Origin of the sequence: Eubacterium sp. MSJ-33 (assembly GCF_022174665.1) — a bacterium.
Taxonomy (GTDB): domain Bacteria; phylum Bacillota; class Clostridia; order Lachnospirales; family Lachnospiraceae; genus Coprococcus_C.
Genome location: NZ_CP076562.1, coordinates 1,661,156 through 1,676,127, shown reverse-complemented (window position 1 = coordinate 1,676,127; position 14,972 = coordinate 1,661,156). Strand labels below are relative to the sequence as shown.

The window sequence follows — 14,972 nt, the reverse complement described above, 5'->3', positions numbered from 1 at the left end:
GTTATGAGAACTTTTAATTTTAAAGCACGTAATATAGGCGAAGAAAAATACTTATCATACACAATGGGGGACGATTGTGAGTTAGATGAGGATGTGCTTGATTATTGTCAGGATAATGCACCGGAAGAACTGGTGGAGATTATTTACGAAGAAGATGATGACTACGATTACCTGACATATCCGATTACGGGAAAGGTATCTTTGGAGGAGTATATTGTAGATGAGCATGACTGTGAGAGTGTGCTTTTGATACTTCGCAATGTGGCACAGGAGATGATCTCCCTGAAGGAACAGGCGGTCCCGCTTTCGTATGTGTTGCTTAACCGTGGATTTATCTATGTAGATGCAGACAAGAAAACCGTACAGTTTTTGTGCCTGCCGATTGAGAGCAAGGGTGCGCTTTCTGTTGAATTTAAGAGCTTTGTGCGTCAGCTGCTTGCAAATATGAAATACGATGTAGAGGAAGACCTGAACTATGTCGGCAAGCTGCTCACCTATATTAACGGTGATAACTTCAATTTGCGCGGACTGATCGGTCTGGCAGAGGCTTTGATGGAAGAAGAAGGCATCAGCTTTGAGGAAGCAGGGGCTATCGATGCAGACGGCGTGGAGGTCGTAAGTGCAGAGGACGAAGCTGTTCCGGAACATATCGATGACATCATGAACAATCTCGAGGAGAACGATACACCGCTTCCGGAGATTGGGGATGATGAGGACGAAGAGGAAGAAGAACCGGCAGAAGCAGTCGAAGAGGAAGAAGAACTTGACAGTATTCTCCCGGCAGGAATGCAGGTAAATGCTTCAGAAGCAGAAGAGACACCGGCTCCTGCACCGGAAGAGACACAGGATTTAGAACCGGAATCAACACCGGTTGCAGAGAAAACAGAGATTCCTTCTGCAACAGAAGAGATTTTGTCTCAGGTAAAACCGGAAGAAGAGGAGACTGCAACGAGTGGAAACGAGAAATTGCAGCTTAAGACGAATAAAAAAGAGTCAGATATTAATGTGATTAAAGACCGTATCAAGGAACTGGTAGGAGAGGTTCCATCGGCAAAACCACAGCCACAGCCAACAAAGAATATTCAGACTCTGGAAGATCTGGATAATTTTCTTGAGAATAAGCCGCCGGTTATCAAACGCAATGTAGTAAAAGTAAACCGTGCAGCAATTATCCAGCAGACGGAGGCTGAGATGGAGGCAGCAGAGGCAGAAGCAGCCGAGACAACACAGCAGGAAGTGCCGGAGGCTCCGACAATTGTGGAGACCAAGGCTGCCGATCAGACAGAGAATGTTAAGGTTCCTGTCATCGAAGATATTTATGAAGATATGAATATCGAGAAGAAAAAGGATGAAGAGAAGAAACCAAAGAGTTCTTCCATCCTGAACAAATCTGTGACAGAAATTGTGAAGGATGCTGTAGGTGCAGTGACGACAGGCGGGGTACCAAAAGCTCTGCCGTATCTGATTCGTGTCAGCACAGAGGAACGTATTATGCTGAATAAAGCAATCTTCAAGATTGGAAAGGCAACCAGAGGCGTGGATTATACAGTTGGTGGAAACGGAGCAATCAGCCGCCAGCATGCTTTTATCATCCAGAAAGACGGGGTATGTTACATTAAAGATAATAAGTCTACAAATCATACATATGTGAATGGAAAACGCGTGGAGGACGGTGTAGAGGAAATCCTGACGCATGATTCCCTGATAAGGCTTGCAGATGAGGAGTTTACATTTAAGATTCGCTAATTAAGGATATTTCATATTACGAGGAGGTAGCAAATGAAGGGGTTAGAATTGAATGTTTCAAAGCAGAACGGAATGACGCTGGTGGAATATCAGCTTGGCGCAGCAGATGCATATGATGACCGGGTATCCGACAAGGTTGCCCAGCTTGGAAATATCATACCATTCCAGTATAAGGACGAAGATGGAAAGAGAAGTATTATTTCTTATGTACATCATGACAACACATTGGAAGTTATGCTGAAGCACACATTGAAGAAGGCGGATGTTCTTGCAATTCTGAAAGGTCTTTTGTGTGCGTTTGAGATTGGCGCTGCAGGTGTGCAGATCAGTTATCTTGTGCGTGATACAAATTATATTTATGTGGAACCGGACAGTCTGGCAGTAAAATGTATTATGGTTCCTGTCAAGCAGGACGCACTGGGACAGTCTGATATTCCGAATTTCTTCCGTGGAATCGTGTCACGGATGCGTTTTGATGAAGAGGACAAGGACAACTATGTTGCAAGAATTTTGACTCTGATCAATGCAGATCATTATTCTAATATGAAATTAAAGGAACTTGTGGATGCGGAGATGGAAAAAATCGGTCTTTTCTACACAAGGGACAATGGATTGAAAAAAGAAGCAGATACACCGGCAAATGCAGATGCTCAGAATAAAGAAATCAAAGTAAACCGTGTTGGCGTGATGAATAATATGCGCCCACAGGGAATGCCGCCGATGGGCCAGCCAATACCACAGCCGATGAACGGACAGAGACCACCGATGGGCCAGCCAATACCACAGCCGATGAACGGACAGGTGCCACCGATGGGTCAGCCAATACCACAGCCGATGAACGGACAGAGACCGCCGATGGGTCAGCCAATACCACAGCCGATGAACGGACAGGTGCCGCCGATGGGTCAGCCGATACCACAGCCGATGAACGGGCAGAGACCGCCGATGGGTCAGCCAATGCCACAGCCGATGAACGGACAGAGACCACCGATGGGTCAGCCAATGCCACAGCCGATGAATGGGCAGAAACCACCGATGGGTCAGCCAATACCACAGCCGATGAACGGACAGAGACCGCCGATGGGTCAGCCGATGCCACAGTCTATGAACGGACAGAGACCGCCGATGGGTCAGCCAATACCACAGCCGATGAACGGGCAGAGACCGCCGATGGGTCAGCCAATACCACAGTCGATGAACGGACAGAAACCGCCGATGGGTCAGCCGAAACCACAGGTACCGGAGATGCCGATGCCACAGGCACCGGAGATGCCAAAACCACAGGCACCAGAGATGCCGAAACCACAGGTACCGGAGATGCCGAAGCCACAGGCACCGGAGATGCCGAAGCCACAGGCGCCGGAGATGCCGAAACCACAGATGCCAAATGGTGGCTTGATGGGCCAGCTTGGAGGCGCACGTCCGATTCCGCATTTTATCCGGAAATCTACAGGCGAAGTTATCAACATTACAAAGCCGGAATTTGTAATCGGTAAATCAAAGACGAAAGCAGATTATACAATCGAGAACAACAGTGCAATCAGCCGTGAGCATTGTACCGTCATTCAGAGAGATGGTGTTAATTATATCAAAGATAACAATTCTACCAATCATACATATGTAAATGGCGTAGAATTACAGCCGGGAAAAGAAACGCTGTTAAAACACAAGACAGAGGTTCGAATGGGAGATGAGGAATTTACATTCCTTCTGAGAAAAGGAGAGTAATATGGAGTATATTGCAGCATATCACACGGATGTCGGCACAAGAAAGGAAACAAATCAGGACTCTCTTGCGATTAAAGTCGTGAATACACAGGAGGGAAATGTGGCGTTTGCAATCGTATGTGATGGCATGGGCGGACTTGCAAAAGGGGAAGTTGCCAGTAAAGAGGTTATCGAAGCATTTTGTACATGGTTTGATGATACGCTGGTAGACGAGATACAGAACGGAACATTTACAGAACAGAAACTCGTGACAGAGTGGGACGAGATTATACAGACACAGAACAAGCGGTTAGGAGCATACGGGGAAGAAAATCATTTGCAGCTTGGTACGACGGTATCCGCGATTCTGCTGTATAAAGACCAGTATTTTATCGTACACGTAGGAGACAGCCGGGTCTACGAGCTTACAAAGACCGCGAAGCAGTTAACGAACGACCAGACATTTATCGCACGTGAGCTTGCGGCGGGACGTATGACACCGGAACAGGCAAAGGTTGATCCGAGAAGAAGTGTTTTGCTGCAGTGTGTTGGAGCATCACCGGTAGTAGAACCGGAGTTTACGAAAGGCACGGCAACAAGAAATGCGGTCTATATGCTTTGCTCTGATGGATTCCGCCACGTGATCTCACCGGAAGAAATCATAGAGAAGATCGGACCGGATGAGGCGTCAGATGAAGAAAAAATGAATTATGGAGCGATATATCTGACGGAGTTGGTAAAGAACCGCGGGGAGCGTGATAATATCACGGTAGCTATGGTTCGAACGATATAATATAGAGAGGATTTGCCATGACGAAGGAAGGAACCGTATTAGACGGAAAATATGAAATATTGGCGGAAGTCGGCCGCGGTGGTATGTCTATCGTATATCTTGCCCGTGATAAACGTCTGAATAAACAGTGGGCAGTCAAAGAGATTAAAAATGATGGAAAAAAATCTGCGAAGACTTTGCTCAAGGGATTGGAACGAGAAGCGAATATCCTGAAGAATGTAGATCATCCGGTATTGCCACGAATCGTAGATATCATCAATCAGGACGGAACAATCTACGTTGTAATGGATTACATCGAAGGTGATACGATTCAGGACCGCTTGAAAAAGGAAGGCGCACAGCCACAGGAATTGGTTGTAGAATGGGGATTGCAGCTTGCAAGTGCCTTGAATTATCTGCATAACATGAATCCACCGGTTATCTACCGGGACATGAAACCTTCGAATGTTATGATCAAGCCGGAAGGCGGCGTGAAACTGATTGATTTCGGTACAGCGAAGGAATACGAGATCGAGAACAACGCGGATACAACTGCACTTGGTACGAGAGGATATGCAGCGCCGGAACAGTTTGGTGATTCAAAAGGACGTGGTATCTATAACACGGATGCCAGAACCGATATTTATAATCTGGGTGCAACCTTGTACCATATCGTGACAGGAAAGAACCCATGTGAGCCGCCATATGAGATGAAACCGATCCGGGAGTGGAACCCGATGCTTTCCTCCGGTCTGGAGAAGATTATCTTAAAATGTACACAGGCAGATCCGGATGACCGTTATCAGAACTGTACAGAGCTGATGTATGCGTTGGAGCATTACGATGAGCTCGATGACAGTTATCGTAAGAAGAATAAGAAGAAATTAGCCTTGTTCTCTGCGACGGCAGTGCTTGCAATCGTTGCAGGTGTGACAGCCGGAATCGGATATTCCGGAATGCAGAAGATAAAGCTGAACAACTATAATCAGTACATCGAGAACGGTATGAATTACTGCCGGGAAGAAAATTACGAAGCGGGTACTGCAGAATTCAAGAAGGCAATCGAGCTGGACGGCTCCGAAGAAAAAGCGTACGAGCAGTACATACAGGCGTATATTGATGCTAAGAATAAAGCAGAAGCGGCTGGCACAGAGTCCGCTTTGAATCTGGATGATGCACTGACTCTGGTGTCGAACCGAATCAGCAGCAAGCATGGAGGCGTTGAGAAGAACAGTGCCGTGCTTTACAAATTAGCACTTACATATTTTGAAGAAGAGCGTTCTTACAGTCAGGCGGCAAAGTATTTTGCGATGATTGATGAGAAGGACGCAGAATACGGAAAGCTTGCAAGCTTCTATAAGTCTATATCGGAATTGCGCTCTGACAGTACATCCGATGCGGCGGAGCTGATGCAGGCAGTCAATGATTTTGCAACTTATAATGAGAACAACTTCACGAATCAGGAAGCCACCAAGTTTGTCAACTATCGTATCATCGGTGAGATCTACAGTACGAATGTCGGCAAAGATATCGGCGCAAGTATTGCAGAGCAGGCAAGCACTGTGATGGAGCAGGCAGTCACGGATCTGAGCGAATACAGTGGAAATGAACTCGATGAGTCAGATATCATGGATCTCAACTATCGGTATGATGACAATCTGATCGTGATTTACGAGCAGCTCGCAAAAGAAAATGCTGACAATGATACTGTTGCGAGTGGTTATTATTCTATGGCAATCGGTTACTGCGAGGATTACATCGGTATCCTGAAAATGAAAGTCGATGAAGACGACAGTATCACACTCGGCGGAACATCCGTCAACGCGTACAACCAGTCTTATTATAACAAGATGATGACAGAGGCGCGCTGCTATGATGCACAGGGTAAGACGGATGATGCGCTGGCAGTATATGAAGAAGCCGAGAAGGTATTTGGAACAGATAATGAGTGGAGCGACAACGTGTATGCGGAGCATCTCGATTATCTCTACCGTCTCTGTGAAGCGAAAGAGCAGGACCCAAGATTGTGGCCGGCAAAGATCCCGGATCTGACAAGACAGTTGGTTCAGGTGTACGATAATGGAGCAAATGTAAGCGGCATCGATAGCAATAAGACATGGTACAAGCGGAAAGATACCCTGCAGATGCTCAAAGATGGAAATTATGATGCAGTGGAAGAAGAGGGAACGCAGACACCGGATGAAACATCCGAAGATGCGCAGTCCGCAGAGATGGGAGAGTGATAGGCATGCAGAGCGTATATGAAGTATGTTTCTATGGCGGTTTGGTAATGGCGATTCTCCTTTTGATCGTGGCAGTCGTGTTATTCATCGTGTTGAAGATTCCGAAGGTAATCGGAGAACTGACGGGCAGTACAGCCAAGAAAGCGATGAAGGAGATGCAGGACGGCACTGCAAAACCGGGAAGCATAGCAAAGAAGGAACAGGAAAAATATTACAATATGGGCAGTGGGAAGATTACAGCGAAAGAAACCATATCTTCCAAGGCGGAACGCAAAGCATCCGGCAATGATTCCACTGAACTGCTTGACCGTGCAAAGAAAGAAAAGAAGTTTGAAGAGACAGATATCCTGCGTCCGGGTGTAAACGATTATGATAAACCGGACGAAGCAGCCACGGAAGTGCTGGGAAGCGAAGATGATACAACCGATATCCTTCGTGATGGCGCGCAGGTTGGTGATGATGAAGCAGCCGATGTCCTTCGAAATGATGAGGGAGATGACGAAGCAACCGATGTCCTTCGAAATGATGAGGAAGATGACGGAGTAACCGATGTCCTTCGAAATGATGAGGGAGATGACGGAGCAACCGACGTTCTTCGAAATGACGAGGGGGATGACGGAGCAACGGATGTTCTTCGCACAGATGAGGAAGAGGATGGCGATGCCACAGATGTTCTTCGGACAGAAGAAGATGGTGACGCAACCGATATCCTCCGCGCAGATGATGACGAGGAAGGTACAAGCGTACTGACAACCGGAACACTCGCGAAGAAGGTAAAAGTGATCTACAACATAGTAGTTGTACATTCCGATGAAACGATAGATTGATCGGGGAGGTGAGGAGAAAAATGAAAAGAAATCAGAAGAAAGAAACAAAATCCAGACGCCCGTTGAAGAGATTTATTGCCTTATGGATTGTCTTTGCAATGCTTGTCGTACCGTTCGCAAACCACGTTGGAAAAGATGATGCGAAGGCGGAAGGGAAAACTACAACCACACTTGTTGCGGAAAATCTGACCAAAGATGTTACGGTAGAAACCGGTACATTTGCACTTGAATGGGATGCTGAAAAAAATGCATTAAAAGAGTATAAGACAGATTCGGATGCTGATAAGGCATATATACTTTATGATGGTAAGCAATCGGTTGCAACAATAAAAATACCGGAGTGCGCGGCTGCAATCGAAAATCTCCCGGAAGGAAAAACTGTAAAGTTTCTCTTTAAAACTTTTACAGGGGAGGTAACTAAGGAGGTAAGATCGGTGACGGGGGCAACACCATTTTCAGGTGCAGATTATATCTGTCCAGAAGATGGGAAAATAAAAACTAATACAAAAATAGCAATATTTGCATCTGTAGATGATAGCAATCCGGCAGAAACCGGTGTGTTATTGTCAATTATTAATATCCGATTTGTAAATACTGCATTTGAGGACTTGCGCGATGGAATCTATGATTCAAGTATATACTATCATTTAAACGCGGATGCTCTTGTATCCGAGGCATATCTTGTAGCAGGAGTTTATGGTGTATTTGATTATTTAAGCTATATGGTTACAGATGCACCTGCCTCATCGGAAACGTTGAAGAACGCGAAAGCATATACATCAAATAGACACCTGATAGCTACTTCTTCAACCCCGAAAACAAAATATGCGTATGCAGCATATATAATGGATGGGAAGGTGCTGGAATACGAAGACTTGGGAAGCGTTCAACTCTTGCTGGATACGCAGGGACCTACGGTTAGATGTTCTGAAGTGCAAGAACAGATTGGAGATAAATACGAGACCATTAAAGATAAATATAAAGATGGCGATCTCTATTATGGTAACAGCGAAAACTATAAATATATTGTAACAATCAAGGATGTCGAAAAAGCGGGCGAGGGTGCTTCCGGGGTTGACGAGACATCCCTGTCTGCAAAATTAGATGATGGAACAAATTTAGACAAACCAACAAAGGTTCAGGAAACGAATGACACTTATGAAATAATTGTGCCAAAGGACAAGTTATCCAAGGATGATTCGAAGACGGTTGTTGTTACAGTGAAAGATAAGATGGGCACACAAACCAGATTTACATGTCCGCTTAAAATTCAACAGGTTGATTCATCCTATACGAAATTAACAAAGGTAACTATGAATATGTCCGGAGAATCTGTGAATCTGACAGCTAAGAATGTAACGATCAAGGATCCAAACACTGTTCATGTGGAGTATGAGTTTGTCGGAGCAGGGAATTTTAAGAATGTTACAGTGAAAGATGCCCAGGAAAAAAAATACACCGTAACAAAAACAGAGTTTTCTGAAGACACAAATAGAGTAAATACATGGACATTGGAATACCAGGTTCCTGCAGTTGACACAGAGGCTTCAACTACAGTAGATAAGTGGATCGTTTCTTATATGGATGGAGACACTGAGGGAAAACTGGAGATTTCAACGAAAGCTGTCCTGTATGATAAGACACCACCAACAATCTCGGATTTGGTGCTTCAGGAAAGAAAAAACGGTGAAACAACATGGAAGACAATACCGGGAAACTCTTATACAACACGGCTGAATTGTGAGTATCGATATGGTGTTGTGGTCAAAGACGATGGCGGAGGAAGCGGCGTTAATCCTTTGACTGTAAAGGCAGGAGACAAGCAGTTTGTGGAAGATTCTATAGATCCAACACGGTTTTGGTATGTAATCCAACCGGAGGATTTGGAGTCTGGCAGGTTAACTATGACCGTTTCGGCATGCGATCTCGCCGGAAATCGTGCAGAGGAGAAGACGCTTCCAACCGTTAATAAAATTGATGAAAATCTCAAAGTAGAAAAGCTGGCAATCCTGAATGTCGCAAGTGAGGATGTGACAGAGAGTGTTCTTGAAGGCAAGTATAGTAATAAGCAGCTTTATTTGAAGACACAAATATCCTCGGCATATCGTATCTCAAAAGTAGAACTGTATGCAAATGGATCTTTGTATAAAACAAATCCGGTAGCAGCAGAGAATAACGCGGAAGATGCTGACAGCCATCGCTTTACGGCCGATGTTGAGATTGTTTTACCAGGAAATGCGGATGTAAATGAGTTTTTGGAACAGTTATATATAAAAGTATATGACAGCAAACCACAGACTATCACATATCCGGGTCCAAATGCGGTAACAGGACAGATGGAATATATTGGAGATATTTTATATGACAGAACAAATCCTGTCGTAAAGGTTTCGCCGGCTATTGATGAAGACAAATGGTATCAGGAATATAAACTTGGATATATGATTCAGTCGGGCGAGGATCTGGCGAAGCAGGAATCAAATCTTGAAAGTGCAAGCTATCAGTTTGATGAATGTGTTGAGTCGGGAATAGTTCAGATTGTTGAACAGCCGAATCAAAGTACAAAGTATGAAAAGGATGAAATCGATGTTCCAGAGTCAGTGAATGTAGCCGGAACGAAGCTTGTGTTTGAAGCGAAGGATATGTGCCAGAATGAGATGATTGCTGACAAAGAATATCGGATAAAGGTTGATAAACATGCGCCGGAGGCAGAACTTACAGTCAATGGTGAAATCGGCTTTTTAAATCCGATTGCAGGTACAATATCAGTTAACACCACGGTTTCTGACAATCTGACAATCGAGAAAGCAACCATAAAGATTGTGAAACCGGATGGATCTTCTGTGGAGAAAACTATCTGCAGTGATATAGAGGGAACACCGCTTGTTTCGAAGAATTATTCGCTGGATGCATTGCTTGAAGAGAATGTTGCGGATGGAAAATATGAAATTACGGTTACCGTCACAGATAAGTCCGGACGCAGTAATTTCAAGACAGTTTCGTTTGTAGTGGATAACATAAGTCCTGTTGTAACAGTAAAGATTACAGATGGAGTAACCGCAGGAAAGCAGCCCGGAACGAACTTCGATGGAACAGTCTGTGACTATTATTATGGATCCGATGTAACAATGCTGCTTACATATGAGGATACAAATATTTCTCCAACAAATGTGGATGTTATAGACAACGGGGATGCTGTTAATGTAACATGGACACAGGTAAACGGAACAAATAAGTATCAGGCAGTCTATGTTGCAAAATCGGAAGGTAAGCATGTAATTCGAATAAACGCGAAGGATAATGCCGGAAATAATGCAGAGGAAAAGACGGTTGAGTTCGTGAAAGATACAAAAAAACCAACCATGGTATTGAATGTCAATGGAAAGACTGCGTTCACAGATCCGTTAGCAGGCACTGTAAATATACAGGCAGATGTAGCAGATGATTACACATTGAATGTGGCTGCTATCACAGTACAGGGACCAGATACAGATATTACAAAGACATTATGTGATGCTGGAAATCAGGTGCTGACGAAGCAGGATGGCAGGTTCACGATTACAGATCTGCTTGGTAAGGACGCGACAGATGGTGATTATACAATTACTTTGAGAGTGACAGATAAGGCAGCGAATACAAGTGAAGAGGCTGTCTCGTTCCGTGTGGATAATACGATTCCGGTTGTGACGGCGAAGATTCAGGATGGAACAACTGCGGGTAAGCAGCCGGGCAAGAACTTCGATGGTACTGATTGCGATTATTTCTATCGCTCGAATGTATCCGTTCTTTTGACTTTTGAAGATGTGAACATCAGGGGATCGAAGGTAACCGTAACAGACAATGGCAGCCGCGTGAATGTTGACTGGGCTGCGGTACAGGGTACAAACAAGTATCAGGGTATCTATACAGCAACCGACGAAGGTGCGCACACGATCCGGATTGATGCGATTGATGAAGCCGGAAACCAGGCAGTGACAAAACAGGTTGTGTTCATCAAAGATACGGTAGCTCCTGCTATCACAGCAGTTATCAATGGTGGTATGATTTATAACGAGAATATGGGTGAAGTAGATCTCACATCCAATTCGGTTGTGTCTTTCTCTGTGAATGATGCAAATGAAGATGTAGGTGACTTTAATTATCAGCTCATTAAGACTCTCCCGGATCAGCTTCCGGTTACAGCGGATGTTTTGAAGACGGATAATCGTTCTTTCGGATTTGCAGATGAGGCCGATTATATAGTGAAAGCATACTCAATCGACCGGGCAGGAAACAGAAGTGCAGATAAGACAGTACAGTTCCGTATTGATAAGACTGCACCGGAACTTACGATCAGTGGCGCTGCTTCCGGTTCTACTCTGAAGGCGGGAACAACATTAACCTTCAGTATGACAGAGGCATTCTGGAAAGATGCTTCCGGTACGATTACAATCACACGGAAAGCAAGTGACAGTGCAGCAGAGTCTACATACAAAACGATCGACTTTAAGCCGACTGCACGAGTGACAACACTCACGGAATCTTTGACTGAGACAGGTGAATATAAGGTTACATTTACTGGTAAAGACCGTGCCGGTCATACTGCAGAAGCGACCAGCTATACAGTTAGAATTGATACAGGAAAACCAATCATCACGCTGAACGGTGTATCAAACAATGACAAGACCACGAAGGAAGTAGAGTTCCAGGCGCAGATTGATGAGGATTTCTATCTGACAAAGTCAGTCCGTGTCAATGCAACAAGAACTTATCTGGATACAACATCTTACAAGGAGAAGACAGAGAATATTCAGGTGACAGGCTACAATCCGTCTGCACCGTCTACAATCATTCGAAGCATCTTCACAGAGGATGGTGTATATAAACTCCAGATTACCTGTTCTGATGCAGCAGGAAATGAGGATACACAGGAAGTATCGTTCACAATCGATAAGACAAAACCTGTGATTGATGAGAAAGTCCTGAGTGCTTACGCAGGAACGCTGACAAGCTTTGCATGGGATTATGATCTCAATGATATCATCTATGACCTGACAGTCTGTGATGTACATATGTATCTGAATGGCAGTGAATATGATGGAACATCCGAGATTGAGGATGGTGCGTATGAGATGAAGATTACTGCAGAAGACGAGCTTGGAAATAAGGCGGAGGAAACTGTAAACTTCAATCTGGATACGAAAGCACCGACATTTATTGTAACAGGTGTGGAAGATGGAGAGATCAAGAACGCACAGTATGATATCAATGTGTCTTTGCAGTTGGATGAGGATATTCTGGATGAGGTATCTCTGAACGGTTCCCCAATTGAGATCAAGGACAACGCTGCAACGCTGACAGTTGCAGATAAGGGCGACTATAAGCTTACAATGAAAGCACATGATGCAGCCGGAAATGTGGCTGAGAAAACAATCGGCTTTACATATGGAGAGAAGAGTCATGTACTCCTGTATGTATTGATTGGTGTCGGTGCACTTGTATTGATCGGTGGCGGTGGAGCAGCATTTGCAATAGCCGCAAAGAAGAAAAAAAGTAAATAATCGGAGCTAAAACCGAGTAAGAAATGACAGGGGCATAGTGATATGCTCCTGTTTTGCTTGCAAACAAAGCGTGTGCATATTATAATCGTAAGAAACAAAACGGTGACAGGGAATATACGGTAGGAGGTTTACGTATGGTAGATGTTGCGATGCTGACAAAACGTGGGGGAAGAGATCACAACGAGGATTACATACGAAAAGCAACATATAAAGATCAATTGTGTCTGATTTTGTGTGACGGACTTGGAGGACATGCCTGTGGAGAGGTTGCATCGGAACTGGTTGCGGCGAGCGTAGCAGAGATATTTTCAAAACAGGGATATTATGCAGGATTTTTTAAGGATGCATTTGAGCAGGCGCAGAAAGACCTGCTTGCAGAGCAGGAACGGAGAGATCTGCGCAATTCAATGAAGACGACACTCGTTGTACTTGTGATCACACCAGAGCTTATACAGTGGGCACATATCGGGGACAGCCGTCTGTACCGGGTCTACGATAACGGCACAAAATATCAGAAAACAAGAGATCACAGTCTGGTTCAGATTCTATGTGATACAGGTGAGATTAAGGAATCGGAGATCCGGGAACACGAAGATCGGAACAAGTTGCTTCGTGCGATGGGCGCAAAATGGGGCAGCAAGACATATGATGTGAGTGCGGTGTTAGAGCGTGGGGAGACGCAGGCATTTGCGCTGATGACAGATGGATTTTGGGAATATGTTTACGAGGAAGAACTGCTTGACACGCTGAAAGGAACGGATACAGCGCAGGCGTGGCTGGATGCGATGGAACGATTTGTGCTCAAGCGGGCAGATATGACAAAAACCGATAATTATTCTGCAATTGTCGTTCGTGTGGCAGGATGAAATGTAAAATCGTATGTACTATCTTGACAAGATAGCTTGTGATATATTAAATAACAAGGGGGATAATATGAGATTTGACGATGGAAGTAAACAATTTGAATTTCCAACTCGTAAATTAAATCCAAAAGAAAGATCTAAAATAGAACATGAAATAAATACAAATTATAGTAAATATGAAAATCAAGAATTATGTATTCATTATTCGTATGCGTTAGATAATAAGTGTTATAAATATTATTTTGAAAATCATGGATTCAACAGTTATAATATTTATTCAAGAAAATTAGTAAGATCAAAAAGGAGGTAAAAATCATGGAAGAGTTGATTGAGAGATTAAATAAAATACCAAATGCGTATTTTGAATTTATTGACAGTGTTGTTGATTATGCGGATGAAAAAGAAACACACTTAGATTTAATCATGAATTATCTTAAAAATAATTCATCGGTAACGCCGTCTGATGTTATTCGACTTATTTCAACGCAACCGGATTTTTATGATGATGAATCTCCTATTGAACCAGATGCGTTGGTTGGTTGAAGATGAGGGGAGTTGGATATATCCAACTTCCTTCTTGTTACGTAAAACAACGGAGGAAGAAAGAAGATGTTTCGAGCAGTTGTATTTGATATGGATGGTGTGATTACGGACACCGAGAAATTATATCGACGATTTCAGTTAGAAGAAGGCAGGAAGCTTGGAATTCCGGATGATGTGATGCTTGTTGCATGTGAGAAAATTGCAGGTGGCACGAAATACACGAACAAAGAGCGGTTCGAGGAAGTTGTAGGAATGGGAATCGACTATTTTGATTTCCGGGAAGCCGTTGTGAACAAATTAGATGCACATATACAGGCACATGGTGTAGAATTAAAGCCGGGTGTCGCGGAGACATTGAAATATCTGAAGGAAAAGGGTGTCAAAGTCGGACTTGCAACATCTACGGTACGTGAGCGTGCAACCGGATATCTGAAAGCCCATCATATTGACCGGTATTTTGACGAGCTGGTGTTCGGCGATACGGTGGAACACGGTAAACCGGCACCGGATATTTACTTAAAAGCGTGTGAGATGTTAGACGTGAAGCCGGAGGAAGCAATCGCGGTGGAAGATTCTATCAACGGAATCCTGTCTGCCGGTCGCGCAGGTATGTATCCGGTCATGGTAATCGATCTGATTGAGCCAAACGACATTACGAAACAGTACGCAAAGAAAGTATACGAATTCGGACGCATTGACCGCCTGAAGGAGTTAATATAGTGTCGAACAAG

At 44.2% G+C, this 14,972-nt stretch carries 10 protein-coding genes; all 10 read left to right on the top strand.

Features of this window, described 5'->3' with window-relative positions:
• The first annotated feature begins 3 nt into the window (after positions 1-3).
• The 10 genes from KP625_RS07900 (at position 4) to KP625_RS07855 (ending at position 14,961) form a co-directional block, all read left to right on the top strand.
• On the top strand, positions 4-1,746 hold the full coding sequence (locus tag KP625_RS07900) for an FHA domain-containing protein (protein WP_238297123.1): 1,743 nt from the start codon (positions 4-6) through the stop codon (positions 1,744-1,746).
• 33 nt (positions 1,747-1,779) lie between these two features.
• On the top strand, positions 1,780-3,474 hold the full coding sequence (locus KP625_RS07895) for an FHA domain-containing protein (protein ID WP_238297121.1): 1,695 nt from the start codon (positions 1,780-1,782) through the stop codon (positions 3,472-3,474).
• Position 3,475: 1 nt separating this feature from the next.
• Positions 3,476-4,246 (top strand): PP2C family protein-serine/threonine phosphatase, encoded by a 771-nt coding sequence (locus KP625_RS07890; RefSeq protein WP_238297119.1) that lies wholly within the window; start codon positions 3,476-3,478, stop codon positions 4,244-4,246.
• 17 nt (positions 4,247-4,263) lie between these two features.
• Complete coding sequence (locus KP625_RS07885; protein ID WP_238297118.1) at positions 4,264-6,468, top strand: serine/threonine-protein kinase; 2,205 nt, start codon at positions 4,264-4,266, stop codon at positions 6,466-6,468.
• Between the two features lie 5 nt (positions 6,469-6,473).
• Positions 6,474-7,295, top strand: a complete 822-nt coding sequence (locus KP625_RS07880) for a hypothetical protein (RefSeq protein ID WP_238297116.1) — start codon at positions 6,474-6,476, stop codon at positions 7,293-7,295.
• Positions 7,296-7,315: 20 nt separating this feature from the next.
• Positions 7,316-12,835, top strand: a complete 5,520-nt coding sequence (locus KP625_RS07875) for an Ig-like domain-containing protein (RefSeq protein WP_238297114.1) — start codon at positions 7,316-7,318, stop codon at positions 12,833-12,835.
• Between the two features lie 134 nt (positions 12,836-12,969).
• Positions 12,970-13,701: a PP2C family protein-serine/threonine phosphatase gene (locus KP625_RS07870; RefSeq protein ID WP_238297112.1), complete on the top strand. Its 732-nt coding sequence runs from the start codon at positions 12,970-12,972 to the stop codon at positions 13,699-13,701.
• A 13-nt stretch (positions 13,702-13,714) separates the two neighbouring features.
• A complete protein-coding gene (locus KP625_RS07865; protein WP_238297110.1) occupies positions 13,715-14,008 on the top strand; it encodes a hypothetical protein in 294 nt (97 codons plus the stop codon).
• A gap of 5 nt (positions 14,009-14,013) precedes the next feature.
• On the top strand, positions 14,014-14,241 hold the full coding sequence (locus KP625_RS07860) for a hypothetical protein (RefSeq protein WP_238297109.1): 228 nt from the start codon (positions 14,014-14,016) through the stop codon (positions 14,239-14,241).
• A gap of 66 nt (positions 14,242-14,307) precedes the next feature.
• Entirely contained in the window at positions 14,308-14,961 is a 654-nt protein-coding gene (locus KP625_RS07855) for an HAD family hydrolase (protein ID WP_238297108.1), read from the top strand.
• Positions 14,962-14,972: the final 11 nt, after the last annotated feature.

What these genes read in the sequence shown, in the direction of transcription:
- KP625_RS07870 (WP_238297112.1), top strand. Translation starts at nt 12,970, where the DNA reads ATGGTAGATGTTGCGATGCTGACAAAACGTGGGGGAAGAGATCACAAC.
- KP625_RS07855 (WP_238297108.1), top strand. Translation starts at nt 14,308, where the DNA reads ATGTTTCGAGCAGTTGTATTTGATATGGATGGTGTGATTACGGACACC.
- KP625_RS07900 (WP_238297123.1), top strand. Translation starts at nt 4, where the DNA reads ATGAGAACTTTTAATTTTAAAGCACGTAATATAGGCGAAGAAAAATAC.
- KP625_RS07885 (WP_238297118.1), top strand. Translation starts at nt 4,264, where the DNA reads ATGACGAAGGAAGGAACCGTATTAGACGGAAAATATGAAATATTGGCG.
- KP625_RS07875 (WP_238297114.1), top strand. Translation starts at nt 7,316, where the DNA reads ATGAAAAGAAATCAGAAGAAAGAAACAAAATCCAGACGCCCGTTGAAG.
- KP625_RS07890 (WP_238297119.1), top strand. Translation starts at nt 3,476, where the DNA reads ATGGAGTATATTGCAGCATATCACACGGATGTCGGCACAAGAAAGGAA.
- KP625_RS07865 (WP_238297110.1), top strand. Translation starts at nt 13,715, where the DNA reads ATGTACTATCTTGACAAGATAGCTTGTGATATATTAAATAACAAGGGG.
- KP625_RS07895 (WP_238297121.1), top strand. Translation starts at nt 1,780, where the DNA reads ATGAAGGGGTTAGAATTGAATGTTTCAAAGCAGAACGGAATGACGCTG.
- KP625_RS07860 (WP_238297109.1), top strand. Translation starts at nt 14,014, where the DNA reads ATGGAAGAGTTGATTGAGAGATTAAATAAAATACCAAATGCGTATTTT.
- KP625_RS07880 (WP_238297116.1), top strand. Translation starts at nt 6,474, where the DNA reads ATGCAGAGCGTATATGAAGTATGTTTCTATGGCGGTTTGGTAATGGCG.